Source organism: Pseudomonas lini (assembly GCF_964063345.1).
Lineage (GTDB): Bacteria > Pseudomonadota > Gammaproteobacteria > Pseudomonadales > Pseudomonadaceae > Aquipseudomonas > Aquipseudomonas lini_B.
In genome coordinates this window covers 5106280-5122658 of record NZ_OZ061318.1, presented here as the reverse complement: position 1 = coordinate 5122658, position 16379 = coordinate 5106280, and the positions used below count along the sequence as shown (strand labels likewise).

The following is a 16379-nucleotide window of genomic DNA, read 5'->3' as shown; positions in this document are numbered from 1 at the left end:
TCAGATACCCCAGAGAATCTGCACACCCCAGACGAAGTAAGCGAACATCGCAACGCCGCATACTGCCTGGAAAAGGAAACGTACTGCAGTCGCGGACTTGCCCAGCGCCATCGGCGTCAGGTAGTCAGTCGCGATGGTCCACATGCCGACCCAGGCGTGAGCGCCCAGGGCCACAAGGGCCAGCAGACTGAAGATACGCATCCCGTTGTGGGCGAACAGGCCATGCCACTGCTCGTAGCCAATGCCCGGATTCGCTGCGAGGTATCCGATCAGGAAGATGAAATAAGCCGCGAGAACAACCGCAGACACACGCTGTGCCATCCAGTCATAGAGGCCCGAACGCGAAAGGTTCGTAACGCTGGTTACCATATCCAAACTCCTGCCAGAACGATCAACACCACCGAAACGGCGATGATAATTTTCGAGCCCAGGCGGCCGCCTTCCAGCGTCTCACCGATGCCCATGTCCATGATCAAATGGCGCACACCGGCTACCAGGTGATACAGCAGAGCGGACAGGAGGCCCCATGCTACGAACTTGGCCAGCGGACTGGTCAAGCATGCCTTCACCTCGGCAAAACCTTCCTCGGAACCCAAAGACTTGCCCAATGCATAAAGCATGAAGCCAAGGCCCAGGAAGAGGATGATGCCGGAAACACGGTGAAGAAACGACGTAACGCCGGTGATGGGGAGTTTGATGGTCCTTAGGTCTAGGTTTACAGGTCGTTGGCTTTTCACGGCTTTTTTTTCACACTGAAGAGCCCCTAACAATCAGGGCAAAGTTGTTGGGGAGTGCACTGGTCAGGTAAGCACCACCCAGGGATGCGACCCCCAATAAAGCAGGCCCAAAAGCCCCTGGCGGTCGGTGGCCGAGTATAGACAGTTAGGCTACTAATGACAACGCGTTCACCTTCCCCTAATAGCTGATTGCACAAGTGAGATAAAAGGCGTAAATGGCAGTCAATTTCGAGGAAAAAGTCCGGTTAAAGCCTTCTGGAGCAAGACTTTAGGCAAATTGACATTCGAATTTATCTCACTATAGTGGTGCGGGCCCTGCGTGGGGGGTCTGTCTGATGATTTCAAGCATAAATAGGAGGCCACATGGCTGACAAAAAAGCGCAGTTGATCATCGAGGGCGCAGCCCCCGTCGAGCTGCCCATTTTAACCGGCACCGTTGGTCCCGATGTTATCGACGTTCGGGGCCTGACGGCCACGGGCCGTTTCACCTTTGACCCTGGCTTCATGTCGACTGCCTCCTGCGAGTCGAAGATCACCTATATCGACGGCGACAACGGCATTCTGCTGCACCGCGGCTACCCAATCGAACAGCTGGCTGAAAAGTCGGACTATCTGGAAACCTGCTATCTGCTGCTCAACGGTGAATTGCCGACCGCAGAACAGAAGGCCCAGTTCGTAGGCACCGTGAAGAACCACACCATGGTTCACGAGCAATTGAAGACCTTCTTCAACGGCTTCCGTCGCGACGCCCACCCGATGGCCGTCATGTGCGGCGTAGTGGGCGCCCTCTCGGCCTTCTACCACGACTCCCTCGACATCAATAACCCGCAGCATCGCGAAATCTCCGCGATCCGTCTGGTTGCCAAGATGCCGACCCTGGCCGCAATGGTTTACAAGTACTCCATGGGCCAACCCATGATGTACCCGCGCAACGATCTGTCGTATGCGGAAAACTTCCTGCACATGATGTTCAACACCCCGTGCGAGATCAAACCGATCAGCCCGGTGCTCGCCAAGGCCATGGACCGGATCTTCATCCTCCATGCCGACCACGAGCAAAACGCATCGACTTCTACCGTACGTCTGGCCGGTTCGTCGGGTGCCAACCCGTTCGCCTGTATCGCCGCCGGTATCGCTGCACTGTGGGGCCCTGCCCACGGCGGTGCGAACGAAGCCGTTCTGACCATGCTTGACGAGATTGGCGATGTTTCGAACATCGACAAGTACATCGCCAAGGCCAAGGACAAGAACGATCCGTTCAAATTGATGGGCTTCGGTCACCGGGTTTACAAAAACCGCGACCCACGCGCCACCGTCATGAAGCAAACCTGCGACGAAGTACTGAAAGAGCTGGGCATCACCAACGATCCGCAACTCGAACTGGCCATGCGCCTGGAAGAGATCGCCCTGACCGATCCGTACTTCATCGAACGCTCGCTGTACCCGAACGTCGACTTCTACTCGGGGATCATCCTCAAGGCGATCGGCATTCCGACCAGCATGTTCACTGTGATCTTCGCTCTGGCGCGGACTGTCGGCTGGATCTCCCACTGGAAAGAAATGCTCTCCAGCCCGTACAAGATCGGCCGCCCGCGCCAGCTGTACACCGGCTACGAGTCGCGTGACATCACCAAGCTGGAAGACCGCGAATAAGACCTGTCTTGCGATAATGTCTTGAGCTGTACCGGGAACGGCCTCTATTTAGATAGGGGCCGTTTTTGTTTGTGGGTCTTGTGTGCCCTCCCGGCTTTTTGGTTGTGTACATATCCGTTTCTGCGGTAACGGCTTCTATTGGTTTCGCTTTTACAGCGAGTCACTTTCGAAAAGCGCGAAAGCAACCAAAGCGCTTCTGCCCCTGTCGTTCGGTGCCTCGCTCTGGCTCGGCATGCCCTCGCTCCGGTCCTGCTCCGTGGGCCCGCCGCCATCGGCCATCCATGGCCGCAGAACCTCCACTCGGCCTCTCGAGGGGGCGGTGCATCAACATCAACAGCTGCAGGCGAGCTAACGCTCGGCCTGTTGAGTGGTGAAAAGCAGAGCGGATGTGCTGTGGGAGCTGGCTTGTCGGGTCGCCGCATCGCTGCGATGGCGGCCTGTCAGCCGCCCAGTCTCTTGCAGATGCACATCACCCCCTGTTGGAGCGGGCTTGCTCGCGAAGCTGTTGATCTTGCCGTTGCCGTTGCTTTGGTTTCTTTGGCTTTTGATCTTGATCTGTTGCCCCTTTCCCAGAGGCCGAACGCAGGCGTTGCGCAGAGGGCACCGCGGCAAGGATGCCGCGGTAGCCGCCCCCGGCCATGGATGGCCGATGGCGGCGGGCCCCCGAAGCAATGCCTTCGTTATGGCATGCCGAGCCTAGGCGAGGCACCGAATGGAGGGGCAAAGCCTTTTGGTTCCTTTTCGGCGCTTGGAAAAGGGACTCGCTGTAAGAGCGAAACCGCCAGCCGCTATAACCGCAGAAACGGATATGTACCCGATCAAAGAGCAGGCCACCTCTGCGGAAAAGCCATACAAAGTGCGATAACTGCCCAATAAAAAATGCCCCGATCTCTCAATCGGGGCATTTTGTGTAGCTCAGCTTATATATAGAAACTCAAAGCCTTAGTGCGAAACCGCCCCGCTCGCCCCCAACCCGGTCTGCGAACGAACAAACTGCGGGAAGAACAGCGCCCGCTCGTTCACACCCTCAGCCGACTTATCGGTGATCGAGAAGAACCAGATCCCGACAAACGCAATGGCCATGGAGAACAGCGCCGGATATTCATACGGGAAGATCGCCTTCTCGTGACCCAGGATCTGCACCCAAATGGTTGGCCCCAACACCATCAAGCCAACAGCACTGACCAGACCCAACCAGCCGCCGATCATCGCACCGCGAGTCGTCAGCTTCTTCCAGTACATCGAAAGCAGCAGCACCGGGAAGTTGCAGCTCGCCGCGATGGAGAACGCCAGGCCCACCATGAATGCGATGTTCTGCTTCTCGAACAGAATGCCCAGGCCGATCGCCAGCACCGCCAGAGCGATGGTGGTGATTTTCGAGACACGGATCTCGTCCTTCTCGTTGGCCTTGCCCTTCTTGATCACGCTGGCATACAGGTCATGAGACACCGCCGAAGCACCGGCCAGGGTCAGACCAGCCACCACCGCCAGGATGGTTGCGAACGCCACCGCCGAGATGAAGCCCAGGAAAATACTGCCACCCACCGCGTTGGCCAAATGCACCGCCGCCATGTTGTTGCCGCCCAACAGCGCGCCAGCCGCATCTTTGAAGGCCGGGTTGGTGCTCACCAGCAAGATCGCGCCAAAGCCGATGATGAAGGTCAGGATGTAGAAGTAGCCAATGAAGCCGGTTGCATACAGCACGCTCTTGCGAGCTTCTTTAGCGTCACTCACGGTGAAGAAGCGCATCAGAATGTGCGGCAGGCCAGCGGTACCGAACATCAATGCCAGGCCAAGGGAAAACGCGGAGACCGGATCTTTCACCAGGCCACCAGGGCTCATGATCGCTTCACCTTTAGGGTGAACCTTGATCGCCTCGGAGAACAGCGCATTGAAGTCGAAGTTGACGTGCTTCATCACCATCAGCGCCATGAACGAGGCACCGGACAGCAACAGTACCGCCTTGATGATCTGCACCCAAGTGGTCGCCAGCATGCCGCCGAACAGCACGTACATGCACATCAGGATACCGACCAGAATCACCGCAACATGATAGTCGAGACCGAACAGCAGCTGAATCAGCTTGCCGGCACCCACCATTTGCGCGATCAGGTAGAACGCCACCACCACCAGCGAACCGCAAGCGGACAGCGAGCGAATCTGGGTTTGCCCGAGGCGGTAGGACGCCACGTCGGCAAAGGTGTACTTGCCCAGGTTACGCAGGCGCTCGGCGATCAGGAACAAAATGATCGGCCAGCCCACCAGGAAGCCGATCGAGTAGATCAGGCCATCGTAGCCAGAGGTGAACACCAGGGCGGAAATACCCAGGAAGGACGCCGCGGACATGTAGTCACCGGCAATCGCCAAGCCGTTCTGGAAACCAGTGATCTTGCCGCCCGCCGCATAGTAGTCGGCGGCCGAGTTGTTTTTCTTGGAAGCCCAGTAAGTGATGCACAGGGTCGCACCCACGAATGCCACGAACATCAGGATCGCGGAAACGTTGAGCGGTTGTTTCTGCACTGCACCCGTCAGGGCTTCAGCCGCCCAGGCGCCAGGTGCAAAAGCTGCGATGCTCAATAGAGCCATAAGACGCCGGATCATTGCTGAGCCTCCTTGAGAATCGCATTGTTCAAGTCGTCGAATTCGCCATTGGCGCGTCGCACGTAGATGCCCGTCAGGACAAAGGCCGAAACGATCAGCCCGACACCGATCGGAATGCCCCAGGTAATTGAGGACTCGGGGCTGATTTTCGCGCCCAGAATATGCGGCCCGTAAGCAATCAAAAGGATGAATCCGGAGTACAGCCCAAGCATGATCGCTGAAAGAATCCAGGCGAATCGTTCTCTCTTGCTGACCAGCTCTTTGAAGCGTGAGCTGTTTTGAATCGAGAGGTAAATGCTGTCGTTCATTGTTTTTATCCTCGCAGCACAGATTTAGTTGGAACGGTATCCACTCTATGCGGCTGCCGGACAGGTTCCAGACGACCTTAGTATTAGAACGACATGACGGTTCCCCTCTCTGCAGGAGCACGGCTTGCCGACGATAGCGATCTTGAGGGCGCCTTCGCCGGCAAGCCGTGCTCCTACAGAAAAGCAAAAGGCCCCTTGGCATTTATGCCAAGGGGCCTCGAGAGATGCTGACTAGACGCTTCAGGTCAAATCATTTTGGTCCAGTCTGCAACGCGATCCGGATGTTTAGCCACCCAATCCTTCGCTGCGGCTTCAGGCTTGGCGCCATCCTGGATCGCCAACATGACTTCGCCGATTTCGTCTTTCGACGCCCACTGGAAGTTCTTCAGGAACTTCGCAACTTCCGGCGCTTTGGTCGCCAACTCTTTGCTACCGATGCTGTTCACGGTTTCAGCCGCGCCATAAACGCCTTTCGGGTCGTCCAGGAAGCGCAGTTTCCACTTGGCGAACATCCAGTGCGGCACCCAACCGGTGACGGCAATGGATTCGTTTTTCTTCTCGGCACGGGTCAGCTCGGCAATCATGCCGGCGCCAGAACTGGCCTTGAGGGTGTAGTTGTCCAGACCGTAATCCTTGATGGCCTGATCGGTCTTGAGCATCACGCCTGAACCGGCGTCGATACCGACGATACGACCCTTGAAACTGTCGTCTGTTTTCAGATCGGCAATAGACTTGGCCTTGACGTATTCCGGCACGATCAGGCCGATTTTTGCATCCTTGAAGTTCGGGCCGTAATCGACGACCTGATCCTTGTTCTTCGTCCAGTATTCACCGTGGGTCACGGGCAGCCACGCCGACAGCATGGCGTCGAGTTTGCCTGTGGCCACACCCTGCCACATGATGCCGGTGGCAACCGCTTGCAGTTTCACGTCATAACCGAGCTTCTGCCGGATCACTTCTGCGGCCACGTTGGTCGTGGCGACGCTGTCCGACCAGCCGTCTACATAACCGATCGTCACTGCCTTGCCTTCAGCGCTGGCCATCGTAGAACTGATCGCCAGCACCAAAGCGGCACCTGCGCCCAAGAGTCGTCGCATCTTCATCGTTACTTCCCCGAAAGTGCTGCGCCCGACGGATGCCGAGCCGCTCAACGTATTGTTATGGTGCACAGCGCCCCCATCACGCCTCACTGCAAACTCGTTCAAACATCAGCGGAGTACTGACGTTTGGATGATCAACCTGACGCCCATGACGACCTGCTCTGCCAGCGACCTCAAGGCACCGAGAAACGACATCAGAAGGCCATTAATTGCAACCGCCGCAAATCCATCCGCCACCCCGCCCGAACTTTGCATGACAAAATTATGCAGGCCACCAAGCGCGAGACAAATGCAGGTAACATGCGCGGCTTTGTTCCCAGACGGCCTGACCATGCCCGCGACATCCCGCTTTCCTTTTTTTGCTTATTTATTTGCCTGCCTGCTGGGGCTTTTTGCCCTCGGCGGCTTCTGGTACGGCCTCGGCAAACCGGTGATCCTGCCGGACGTGGCCAGCGCAACACACAAGCTGCAATGCGCCTCCTACACTCCGTTCGACAAAGACCAATCGCCGTTCGATGTGCCATTCAAACTGCGCCCCGAGCGCATGGACGCCGACCTCGCACTGCTGACCACCCGTTTCGAATGCATCCGCACCTATTCCATGACCGGCCTTGAGGCCCTCCCCGATCTGGCGCGCAAGCACGGCTTGAAGCTGATGATCGGCGCCTGGGTCAACAGCAACCCGGTGGACACTGCCAAGGAGGTCGACCTGCTGATCGCCTCGGCCAATGCCAACGCCGATGTCGTGACCTCAGTGATCGTAGGTAACGAAACCCTGCTGCGCAAGGAAGTCACCGGCGCACAGTTGGCGACGTTGATTAACAAAGTCAAAAGCCAGGTCAAACAACCGGTGACTTACGCCGACGTCTGGGAATTCTGGCTCAAGCACCCGGAAATCGCCCCGGCAGTAGACTTCCTGACCATCCATTTGCTGCCGTACTGGGAAGACGATCCGTCGAATATCGACGCCGCACTGCAGCATGTGGCCGAAGTGCGTCAGGTGTTCGGTAACAAATTTGCGCCCAAAGACGTGATGATTGGCGAAACCGGATGGCCGAGCGAAGGCCGTCAGCGCGAAACCGCCCTGCCGAGCCGGGTCAATGAAGCCAAGTTCATTCGCAGCTTTGTAATCATGGCCGAGCAGCAAGGCTGGCATTACAACCTGATCGAAGCGTTCGACCAGCCCTGGAAACGCGCCAGCGAAGGTGCGGTCGGGGGTTACTGGGGACTGTTCGACGCTGATCGTCAGGACAAGGGCGTCCTGGCAGGTCCTGTTTCGAACGTACCGTACTGGTCGCAATGGCTGATAGTGGGTGGCTTGATCTTCATCGGCACGCTGATCCTCGGCGGTCGCGTTCGCAGCACCCGCGCGGCGCTGGTGCTGCCACTGCTCGGCGCATTGGCAGCCTGTTCGATCGGCGCCTGGGGCGATCTGGCCCGTGTCACCACCCGGTTTGCCAGTGAATGGCTATGGGTCGCCTTGCTGACGGGGTTGAATCTGTTGGTGCTGGCGCATGCCGCGCTGACTTTGAGCGCTCGCACCGGCTGGCGTGAACGTGCCTTCAATGCATTGGAACGTCGCGCCGGCTGGTGGCTGGCAGCGGCAGGTTTTGCCGCGGCGGTGATGATGCTGGAACTGGTGTTCGACCCGCGTTATCGCAGCTTCCCGAGTGTCGCGTTCATCCTGCCGGCGCTGGTGTACCTGTGCCGCCCGGTCAGTGTGCCGCGTCGGGAAATCGCCCTGCTGACCTTCATCATCGGCGCCGGCATTGCGCCGCAGCTGTATCAAGAAGGTTTGCAGAACCAGCAGGCCTGGGGTTGGGCGCTGGTGAGTGTGTTGATGGTAGCGGCGTTGTGGCGCAGCTTGCGGGTTCGCAAGGGATAATCTTCAGCGCCGCTGCTGGCCTCATCGCGGGCAAGCCCGCTCCCACAGGGTTCTTCAGCGAATACAGAATCTGAGTACGACTAAGATCCCTGTGGGAGCGGGCTTGCCCGCGATGACAATCTATCAGGCAACGCGAGACGCACGGACTAGCCGCAATGCAGCAATCACCACCGCAAACACCGCCAACGTGGTGGTGTACAACGCCAGCGCCGGAAACCCGAACACCAGCGCCAGCACCGCCAGCCACCACCCTGCTCGCCCCGGCAACACGAAACCGAGCACAGCGGCGGCCATTGCCGACCAGCCCAACACCTTGAAATGAATCATCAAGCCCAGGTTCGACCGAATCTGGCATTCCCAGCGACTGGCCTCGTCAACGCAAATGCCGACCCACTGAGCATCCTCCATGAAGCCATAACGCGCGCCATAACTGGCGGCCAGCCACAATGGCAGAAGAACGAGCAACAGGATCACGGGCAGACGGCGGGACATGAAACACTCCAATAAACGAAATCGGCGGCCAGCTTAATCTCCCAACAGCCTTACGCAAGCGCTAACAACAGTTAACTGGCCAGCCAATCACTGCAAAGTGTATCGTCCAGCTACCGTTGCTCCGAAATCAGGCCTGTTTGGTGCCAATCATGGCACTTTGGCGCAAATGCTGTGGTCATAGCCTGCGAACTTCATTCGGCACCTTCCTCTAAGGGATCTAGTCATGCTCCGTTCCTTGCGCTTCGCCGCCCTGTTTGGCGGCTTGATTTTAAGTGCGTCCGCACTGGCGGCCGACATTGATGCCGCCAGTTACGGCTACCCCCTGACCAACCCGTTCGAGGCGACCATCGCCACGACGCCGCCGGAGTTACGCCCGGAGTTGCCGCTGGACGACGATATCAATCAGGAGGATCGCAGCGTCACATTGCGCCCGGAGCGTGAATTCAGCCTGCCGGACAACTTCTGGCCGGTAAAGAAACTCACCTACCGCATCGCCACGCAAGATCAGGCGGCACCATTGATCTTCCTGATCTCCGGCACGGGTGCACGCTATGACAGCACCCTCAACGAGTACCTGAAAAAGCTCTATTACAAGGCCGGCTATCACGTGGTGCAGCTGTCGTCGCCGACCAGCTTCGACTTCATGACCGCCGCCTCGCGTTTCGCCACCCCTGGCATAACCAAGGAAGATGCCGAAGACATGTACCGGGTAATGCAGGCCGTGCGGGCGCAAAACCCGAAACTGCCGGTCACCGATTATTACCTGAGCGGCTACAGCCTCGGCGCTCTGGATGCGGCCTTTGTGGCGCACCTGGATGAAACCCGTCGCAGCTTCAATTTCAAGAAAGTCTTGTTGCTCAACCCGCCCGTCAATCTCTATACCTCAGTCACCAACCTGGATAAGCTGGTACAGACAGAGGTGAAAGGCATCAACAACTCCACCACTTTCTATGAGTTGGTGCTGGACAAACTGACCCGTTACTTCCAGCAGAAGGGCTACATCGACCTCAACGATGCCCTGCTCTACGACTTCCAGCAGTCCAAGCAGCACTTGAGCAACGAGCAGATGGCGATGCTGATCGGCACCTCGTTTCGCTTCTCGGCGGCCGACATCGCCTTCACCTCGGACCTGATCAACCGCCGCGGCCTGATCACGCCACCGAAATACCCGATCACCGAAGGCACCACCCTCACGCCGTTCCTCAAACGTGCGCTGCAATGCGACTTCGACTGCTACCTGACCGAACAGGTCATTCCGATGTGGCGCGCCCGCACCGACGGCGGCAGCCTGCTGCAATTGATCGATCAGGTCAGCCTGTATGCGCTCAAGGACTACCTGCACGACAGCCCGAAAATCGCCGTCATGCACAACGCCGACGACGTGATCCTCGGCCCTGGCGACCTGGGGTTCCTGCGCCGGACCTTTGGCGACCGTTTAACTGTTTATCCATTGGGCGGCCATTGCGGCAACCTCAACTATCGCGTCAACAGCGACGCCATGCTGGAGTTTTTCCGTGGCTAAATACCCCCTGCTGATCGCAGCGTTACTCTGTGCAGGCGTCGCCAACGCCGACAACAGCAAAGCCAATGCACCTGTGGTGGTCGATAGTGACGGCTTCAAGGAACCGCTGAGCAAACTCAAATTCAACCCGGGGCTGGATCAGCGCGAGTTCGAACGCTCGACGCTCAACGCGTTGAACGTCTACGACCCGCTGGAAGAGTGGAACCGCCGCGTCTACCACTTCAACTACCGTTTCGACCAATGGGTGTTCCTGCCCGTGGTCAACGGCTATCGCTATATCACCCCAAGCTTCCTGCGCACCGGCGTCAGTAACTTCTTCAACAACGTCGGCGATGTACCGAACCTGGTGAACAGCCTGCTGCAATTCAAGGGGCAGCGTTCGATGGAAACCACCGCGCGCCTGCTGCTCAACACCACCATCGGTGTCGCCGGCCTGTGGGACCCGGCCACCGCCATGGGACTGCCGCGCCAGAGCGAAGACTTCGGCCAGACCCTGGGCTTCTACGGCGTACCGGGCGGTGCCTACTTCGTGCTGCCGATCCTCGGCCCTTCAAACCTGCGTGACACCGCAGGCCTGGTCGTGGATTACACCGGCGAATCGGCGATCAACTTCCTGAACGTTGCCGAAGTCAGCTCCAACCATCCGGAAGTCCTGGCGCTGCGCATCATCGACAAGCGTTATCAGAACAGCTTCCGCTACGGCCAGCTGAACACGCCGTTCGAGTACGAAAAAGTGCGTTACGTGTACACCGAGTCGCGCAAGCTGCAGGTCGCCGAGTAATTCCGACGGCGACAAAAAAGGCCATTCGATTTGCGTCGAATGGCCTTTTTTATGCGCGGTTTCCAAACACCGCCAACCTACTGTGGGAGCGAGCTTGCTCGCGAAGAGGCCATCACATCCAATATCAATGTTGACTGAGACACCGCCTTCGCGAGCAAGCCCGCTCCCACAGGTTCAGCCCCTTACCGTTTTCCAAACCTTGCTGACAGCCATCACCCCAACCAACACCGCCGCACCCGCCACAATCCCGGCCACCGCATTCAGTAACGTCGGCACGATAAACCCGGCCCCACCAGCACTCGCGCTGACACTCTCGATCCAGTGATGAATCACCGGCACGCCATGGGTCAGAATCCCGCCGCCGACCAAAAACATCGCCGCCGTGCCGATCACCGACAGGCTTTTCATCATGTACGGCGCTGCACGCAAAATCCCGCCGCCGATGCTTTTGGCCATTTGCCCAGGCTTCTGGGTCAGCCACAGACCGAGGTCATCGAGTTTGACGATGCCGGCCACCAGGCCGTAGACACCAATGGTCATGACGATAGCGATGCCCGAGAGCACGATCACTTGCTGGGTCAGCGAAGCGGCAGCCACGGTGCCCAGGGTGATGGCGATGATTTCCGCCGAGAGAATGAAGTCGGTACGGATCGCCCCTTTGATCTTGTCCTTCTCGAACGCCACCAGATCGACCGCCGGGTTGGCCACAGCCTCGACCAGCTCTGCGTGTTCGGCCTGATCTTCAGCTTTGCTGTGCAGGAATTTGTGCGCGAGTTTCTCGAAACCTTCGAAGCACAGGTAAGCGCCACCGACCATCAACAACGGCGTGACCAGCCACGGAATGAACGCGCTGATGGCCAAGGCCGACGGCACCAGGATCAGTTTGTTGAGGAACGAGCCTTTGGCCACCGCCCACACCACCGGAATTTCCCGCTCGGCACGCACGCCGGAAACCTGCTGGGCGTTGAGCGCCAGATCGTCGCCAAGCACGCCGGCGGTCTTCTTCGCGGCCATTTTGGTCATCAACGCCACATCGTCCAGTACGGTGGCGATGTCGTCGATCAGCACCAGCAAACTGCTTCCTGCCATGAATCAGGTTTCCTTCTTGAATGAATGGTGCGCAGCATAGCGCGACCCGAGGCTACACGGGGCATTCTTGAGCGCCGCGCGAGGCCGGTGCTACCATGCGCAACCGCCAGAACAGGCAAGGAACTCCTTGGTTTATGAGCACCATCCGCGAGCGCAACAAAGAACTGATCCTGCGTGCCGCCAGCGAAGAATTTGCCGACAAGGGCTTCGCTGCGACCAAAACCAGTGACATCGCGGCCAAGGCCGGACTACCCAAGCCTAACGTCTACTACTACTTCAAATCCAAGGAAAACCTCTACCGCGAGGTCCTGGAAAGCATTATCGAGCCGATTCTGCAGGCCTCGACGCCGTTCAACGCCGACGGCGTGCCCAGCGAAGTGCTGAGCGGCTACATTCGCTCGAAAATCCGCATCTCCCGTGACCTGCCCTTCGCTTCCAAAGTGTTCGCCAGCGAAATCATGCACGGCGCCCCGCACCTGAGCCCCGACCTGGTCGAGCAGCTCAATGGCCAGGCCAGGCACAACATCGACTGCATCCAGACCTGGATCGACCGTGGCCAGATCGCCCCGATCGACCCCAACCACCTGATGTTCAGCATCTGGGCCGCGACCCAGACCTACGCCGACTTCGACTGGCAAATCTCTGCGGTTACCGGCAAAGCCAAGCTGGATGAGGCCGACTATGAGGCGGCGGCGCAGACGATTATCCGGTTGGTGCTTAAGGGGTGTGAGCTGGACTGATAGACCGAGTGAACCCCAATCGCGGGCAAGCGCGCTCCCACAGGTTCGGTGGTGTACACAAAAGATGTGAACACCCTCAATCCTTGTGGGAGCGGGCTTGCCCGCGATGAAGGCGACTCGATATGAAGTCTTAAAACCAGATAGCATCCCACAACGGATAGTCGCCAAGCCGCTCTACAAGACCTGCCCGCAATGGATTGGCCACTACATACCGTGCCATCTTCACCAAGTCTTCTTCTCGCCTCAATGCCCGGTCGTGATAGCCCTGCTGCCAAAGTGGTCCATTCCTGTTACTGGAAAGATTCACCTTCCGCGTAATCAGTGACTTGGTTTGACGCATCAGATTACTGAGCGAACAGTTCTCCAACTCGACAAGCCAATGAAAGTGATCAGGCATGACGACCCACGCCAGTGAGTTCACTAATCCTGTGTCTTGCGCTTGGCGAAATTGATGAACAACCAATCTGCCCAATGCGAAATCCGCAAAAACCGGCTCGCGATCAAGTGTATTGGTAGTCAGTAAGTAGATTCGATTGGGTTCGGCATAGCGCCCCGTTCGCAGGCGATGTGAAGCAGGAAGATCAGGCAATCCGTTGCCCCTTCATGATGGATTCATCAGAAGACTAGACCTGAGCAGCCCATAGACCTTGACAATCCGTTATCTGGATGTGTCCATGAGGCCGCCATCGCGGGCAAGCCCGCTCCCACAAGGATCAAGGGTGTTCACAGATTTTGTGTCCACCTACAAGGATCGGGGTTGTTTCACGCATTTTGTGTCCACCACCGAACCTGTGGGAGCGGGCTTGCCCGCGATGACATTCGATCAGACGCTGAAGATCAACCAACGACCCCCGCATCCGCCCTCAACCCCTGCGCCTCAACCGCCCTGATCGCGCACTGCTCATCGACATCAGACAAATCACCGCTGATGCCCACCGCCCCCAACACACTTCCATCCTGATCCCGAATCAACACGCCGCCCGGTACCGGGACGACGCTGCCCTGCCCCAGGCTATTCAGCGCGGCGAAGAAGGCCGGGCGTTGTTGGGCGTCCTGGGCCAGCAGGCGTGAGCCTTTGCCCAGGGCGATCGCGCCCCAGGCTTTGCCGATGGCGATCTGCGGGCGCAGCAGGCTGGCGCCGTCTTCGCGTTGCAGCGTTATCAAGTGCCCGCCGGCGTCCAGTACGGCAACGGTCAAGGGCGCGGCAGAGATTGCACGACCTGCGGAGATGGCCTGATTGGCCAGGTTGACTGCGACGTTCAAGGTTAAAGCGCTCATGGTGCCGTCCTCATTTTGTTATTGGGAAAGCCGTTGGATTGCTTTCTGTCGCGCAATCCGATGCAACAAATAGAACACAATGAATTATTTTTTTGTATACAATAATTCTCGAAAAGCGCCACATGCGACGAAAAGCCACAGTCCTTCGGGCTTCCGACGAATGAAACAGCTGCTTGAGAAAATGGATTGACCTGCGCCGTCCGCCGTGAATACACTCTGCGCAAAGCCACTTGTATACAATTACAAAACGTAAGAGGCACAAAACCATGAGCAAAATGAGAGCAATCGAAGCCGCCGTTCTGGTGATGCGCCGTGAAGGGGTTGATACCGCTTTTGGCATCCCGGGCGCCGCGATCAACCCGCTGTACTCCGCCTTGCAGAAGGTCGGTGGCATCGATCACGTCCTCGCTCGCCACGTTGAAGGCGCCTCGCACATGGCCGAGGGCTACACCCGCACCAAGGCCGGCAACATCGGCGTGTGCATCGGCACCTCCGGCCCGGCCGGCACCGACATGGTCACCGGGCTCTACAGCGCCTCGGCCGACTCGATCCCGATCCTGTGCATCACCGGCCAGGCACCGCGGGCCCGGATGCACAAAGAAGACTTCCAGGCCGTCGATATCACCAGCATAGTCAAGCCGGTCACCAAGTGGTCGACCACCGTTATGGAACCGGGCCAGGTGCCTTACGCGTTCCAGAAAGCCTTCTATGAAATGCGCTCCGGCCGCCCAGGCCCAGTGCTGATCGACCTGCCGTTCGATGTGCAGATGGCTGAAATCGAATTCGATATCGACGCCTATGAACCGCTGCCGCTGGCCAAGCCGACCGCTAACCGCGTGCAAATCGAGAAGGCCCTGGCCATGCTCGATCAAGCTGAGCGCCCACTGTTGGTGGCCGGCGGCGGCATCATCAATGCCGACGCCAGCGAGTTGCTGGTGGAGTTCGCCGAGCTGACCGGTATTCCAGTGATCCCGACCCTGATGGGCTGGGGCACCATCCCGGACGATCACCCGCTGATGGTTGGCATGGTCGGTCTGCAAACCTCGCACCGTTACGGCAACGCGACGATGTTGAAGTCGGACGTGGTACTGGGCGTCGGCAACCGTTGGGCTAACCGTCACACCGGTTCGGTCGACGTTTACACCGAAGGTCGCAAGTTCATTCATGTCGACATCGAACCGACCCAGATCGGCCGCGTGTTCACCCCGGACTTGGGCATCGTGTCCGACGCCGCTGCCGCGTTGACCGTCTTCATCGAAGTCGCTCGCGAGTGGCAAGCCGCCGGCAAGCTGAAAAACCGCAGCGCCTGGCTGCAAGACTGCCAGCAACGCAAAGCCAGCCTGCAGCGCAAGACTCACTTCGACAACGTGCCGGTCAAGCCGCAACGCGTTTACGAAGAGATGAACCAGGTGTTCGGCAAAGACACCTGCTACGTCAGCACCATCGGTCTGTCGCAGATTGCCGGCGCGCAGTTCCTGCACGTCTACAAGCCGCGTCACTGGATCAACTGCGGTCAGGCCGGCCCGTTGGGCTGGACCATTCCGGCAGCACTCGGCGTGGTCAAGGCTGATCCGACCCGCAAGGTTGTGGCGCTCTCGGGCGACTACGACTTCCAGTTCATGATCGAAGAGCTGGCGGTGGGCGCGCAGTTCAAGCTGCCGTACATCCACGTTGTCGTGAACAACTCGTACCTGGGGCTGATCCGTCAGGCTCAGCGCGGTTTCGACATGGACTACTGCGTGCAGTTGTCCTTCGACAACCTCAACGCTCCGGAACTCAACGGTTACGGTGTCGACCACGTCGCTGTCGCCGAAGGCCTGGGTTGCAAGGCGCTGCGGGTGTTCGAACCGGATCAGATCCAGCCAGCCCTGCGCAAGGCTCAGGAACTGATCGAAGAGTTCAAGGTGCCGGTGATCGTCGAAATCATTCTGGAACGCGTGACCAACATTTCCATGGGCACCGAGATCAACGCCGTCAACGAATTCGAAGACCTGGCGTTGGTCGGCAACGATGCGCCAACGGCGATTTCGTTGCTCGATTAACTGCCGATCGCTCCCACTGTGGAAGCGAGGTGTGGCGAGGGAGCTTGCTCCCGCCGGGTCGCGAAGCGGCCCCAAAAGCTTTGCGACTGCTTCGCAGCCGAGCGGGAGCAAGCTCCCTCGCCACACAGGCTCGCTCCCACAAGGGACCTCA

The 16379-nt window shown here is 58.4% G+C and carries 15 protein-coding genes; 6 read left to right on the top strand and 9 right to left on the bottom strand.

Going from position 1 to position 16379, the window contains the following annotated elements:
• Both sdhD and sdhC read right to left on the bottom strand, forming a co-directional pair.
• Positions 1-369 (bottom strand): succinate dehydrogenase, hydrophobic membrane anchor protein, encoded by a 369-nt coding sequence (gene sdhD / locus AB3226_RS23210; protein ID WP_045057756.1) that lies wholly within the window; start codon positions 367-369, stop codon positions 1-3.
• Complete coding sequence (sdhC, locus tag AB3226_RS23205) at positions 363-737, bottom strand: succinate dehydrogenase, cytochrome b556 subunit (RefSeq protein WP_015096190.1); 375 nt, start codon at positions 735-737, stop codon at positions 363-365. Before sdhC ends, sdhD begins: the two co-directional genes overlap by 7 nt.
• Positions 738-1100: 363 nt before the next feature.
• Here sdhC and gltA point away from each other — a divergent pair, with 363 nt between their 5' ends.
• Entirely contained in the window at positions 1101-2390 is a 1290-nt protein-coding gene (gene gltA, locus AB3226_RS23200; protein ID WP_007898998.1) for a citrate synthase, read from the top strand.
• A 942-nt stretch (positions 2391-3332) separates the two neighbouring features.
• Here the strand turns inward: gltA and AB3226_RS23195 are convergent.
• The 3 genes from AB3226_RS23195 to AB3226_RS23185 all read right to left on the bottom strand — a co-directional run bounded on the left by AB3226_RS23195 (position 3333) and on the right by AB3226_RS23185 (position 6402).
• A complete protein-coding gene (locus tag AB3226_RS23195) occupies positions 3333-4991 on the bottom strand; it encodes a cation acetate symporter (protein WP_367374777.1) in 1659 nt (552 codons plus the stop codon).
• Positions 4988-5299 carry a DUF485 domain-containing protein gene (locus AB3226_RS23190; RefSeq protein WP_367374776.1) on the bottom strand — a complete coding sequence of 104 codons (312 nt, stop codon included), beginning with the start codon at positions 5297-5299 and terminating at the stop codon, positions 4988-4990. Before AB3226_RS23190 ends, AB3226_RS23195 begins: the two co-directional genes overlap by 4 nt.
• Positions 5300-5544: 245 nt before the next feature.
• Positions 5545-6402, bottom strand: a complete 858-nt coding sequence (locus AB3226_RS23185) for a glycine betaine ABC transporter substrate-binding protein (RefSeq protein ID WP_367374775.1) — start codon at positions 6400-6402, stop codon at positions 5545-5547.
• A 286-nt stretch (positions 6403-6688) separates the two neighbouring features.
• On the opposite strand from AB3226_RS23185, the gene AB3226_RS23180 reads away from it, so the two are divergent.
• Positions 6689-8284 carry a beta (1-6) glucans synthase gene (locus tag AB3226_RS23180; RefSeq protein WP_367374774.1) on the top strand — a complete coding sequence of 532 codons (1596 nt, stop codon included), beginning with the start codon at positions 6689-6691 and terminating at the stop codon, positions 8282-8284.
• Positions 8285-8407: 123 nt separating this feature from the next.
• On the opposite strand, the gene AB3226_RS23175 is transcribed toward AB3226_RS23180, so the two are convergent.
• The gene (locus AB3226_RS23175) at positions 8408-8776 is read right to left on the bottom strand and encodes a hypothetical protein (RefSeq protein WP_367374773.1); all 369 of its coding nucleotides are present in this window, start codon (positions 8774-8776) and stop codon (positions 8408-8410) included.
• A 223-nt stretch (positions 8777-8999) separates the two neighbouring features.
• On the opposite strand from AB3226_RS23175, the gene AB3226_RS23170 reads away from it, so the two are divergent.
• Together AB3226_RS23170 and AB3226_RS23165 are read left to right on the top strand one after the other, a co-directional pair.
• A complete protein-coding gene (locus AB3226_RS23170) occupies positions 9000-10298 on the top strand; it encodes a serine/threonine protein kinase (protein WP_367374772.1) in 1299 nt (432 codons plus the stop codon).
• Positions 10291-11079, top strand: a complete 789-nt coding sequence (locus AB3226_RS23165; RefSeq protein WP_367374771.1) for a VacJ family lipoprotein — start codon at positions 10291-10293, stop codon at positions 11077-11079. The genes AB3226_RS23170 and AB3226_RS23165 overlap by 8 nt, the downstream gene beginning before the upstream one ends.
• A gap of 174 nt (positions 11080-11253) precedes the next feature.
• Here the strand turns inward: AB3226_RS23165 and AB3226_RS23160 are convergent, their stop codons facing one another.
• Positions 11254-12168 (bottom strand): DUF808 domain-containing protein, encoded by a 915-nt coding sequence (locus tag AB3226_RS23160; protein WP_367374770.1) that lies wholly within the window; start codon positions 12166-12168, stop codon positions 11254-11256.
• A gap of 134 nt (positions 12169-12302) precedes the next feature.
• Between AB3226_RS23160 and AB3226_RS23155 the strand changes: the two genes are divergently transcribed.
• Complete coding sequence (locus AB3226_RS23155) at positions 12303-12908, top strand: TetR/AcrR family transcriptional regulator (RefSeq protein WP_030131738.1); 606 nt, start codon at positions 12303-12305, stop codon at positions 12906-12908.
• Positions 12909-13038: 130 nt separating this feature from the next.
• On the opposite strand, the gene AB3226_RS23150 is transcribed toward AB3226_RS23155, so the two are convergent.
• Both AB3226_RS23150 and AB3226_RS23145 read right to left on the bottom strand, forming a co-directional pair.
• Positions 13039-13497, bottom strand: a complete 459-nt coding sequence (locus AB3226_RS23150; protein ID WP_367374769.1) for an REP-associated tyrosine transposase — start codon at positions 13495-13497, stop codon at positions 13039-13041.
• A gap of 248 nt (positions 13498-13745) precedes the next feature.
• The gene (locus AB3226_RS23145; protein ID WP_367374768.1) at positions 13746-14186 is read right to left on the bottom strand and encodes a heme-binding protein; all 441 of its coding nucleotides are present in this window, start codon (positions 14184-14186) and stop codon (positions 13746-13748) included.
• 266 nt (positions 14187-14452) lie between these two features.
• Here AB3226_RS23145 and gcl point away from each other — a divergent pair, with 266 nt between their 5' ends.
• The gene (gene gcl, locus AB3226_RS23140) at positions 14453-16228 is read left to right on the top strand and encodes a glyoxylate carboligase (RefSeq protein ID WP_008014981.1); all 1776 of its coding nucleotides are present in this window, start codon (positions 14453-14455) and stop codon (positions 16226-16228) included.
• The last annotated feature ends 151 nt before the right edge of the window (positions 16229-16379 follow it).

Excerpts from the sequence above, each read along its gene's own strand:
- AB3226_RS23190 (WP_367374776.1), bottom strand. The coding sequence starts at position 5,299 with ATGAACGACAGCATTTACCTCTCGATTCAAAACAGCTCACGCTTCAAA.
- AB3226_RS23180 (WP_367374774.1), top strand. The coding sequence starts at position 6,689 with ATGCAGGTAACATGCGCGGCTTTGTTCCCAGACGGCCTGACCATGCCC.
- AB3226_RS23175 (WP_367374773.1), bottom strand. The coding sequence starts at position 8,776 with ATGTCCCGCCGTCTGCCCGTGATCCTGTTGCTCGTTCTTCTGCCATTG.
- sdhD (WP_045057756.1), bottom strand. The coding sequence starts at position 369 with ATGGTAACCAGCGTTACGAACCTTTCGCGTTCGGGCCTCTATGACTGG.
- AB3226_RS23145 (WP_367374768.1), bottom strand. The coding sequence starts at position 14,186 with ATGAGCGCTTTAACCTTGAACGTCGCAGTCAACCTGGCCAATCAGGCC.
- gcl (WP_008014981.1), top strand. The coding sequence starts at position 14,453 with ATGAGCAAAATGAGAGCAATCGAAGCCGCCGTTCTGGTGATGCGCCGT.
- AB3226_RS23195 (WP_367374777.1), bottom strand. The coding sequence starts at position 4,991 with ATGATCCGGCGTCTTATGGCTCTATTGAGCATCGCAGCTTTTGCACCT.
- AB3226_RS23160 (WP_367374770.1), bottom strand. The coding sequence starts at position 12,168 with ATGGCAGGAAGCAGTTTGCTGGTGCTGATCGACGACATCGCCACCGTA.
- AB3226_RS23170 (WP_367374772.1), top strand. The coding sequence starts at position 9,000 with ATGCTCCGTTCCTTGCGCTTCGCCGCCCTGTTTGGCGGCTTGATTTTA.
- gltA (WP_007898998.1), top strand. The coding sequence starts at position 1,101 with ATGGCTGACAAAAAAGCGCAGTTGATCATCGAGGGCGCAGCCCCCGTC.
- AB3226_RS23155 (WP_030131738.1), top strand. The coding sequence starts at position 12,303 with ATGAGCACCATCCGCGAGCGCAACAAAGAACTGATCCTGCGTGCCGCC.
- AB3226_RS23185 (WP_367374775.1), bottom strand. The coding sequence starts at position 6,402 with ATGAAGATGCGACGACTCTTGGGCGCAGGTGCCGCTTTGGTGCTGGCG.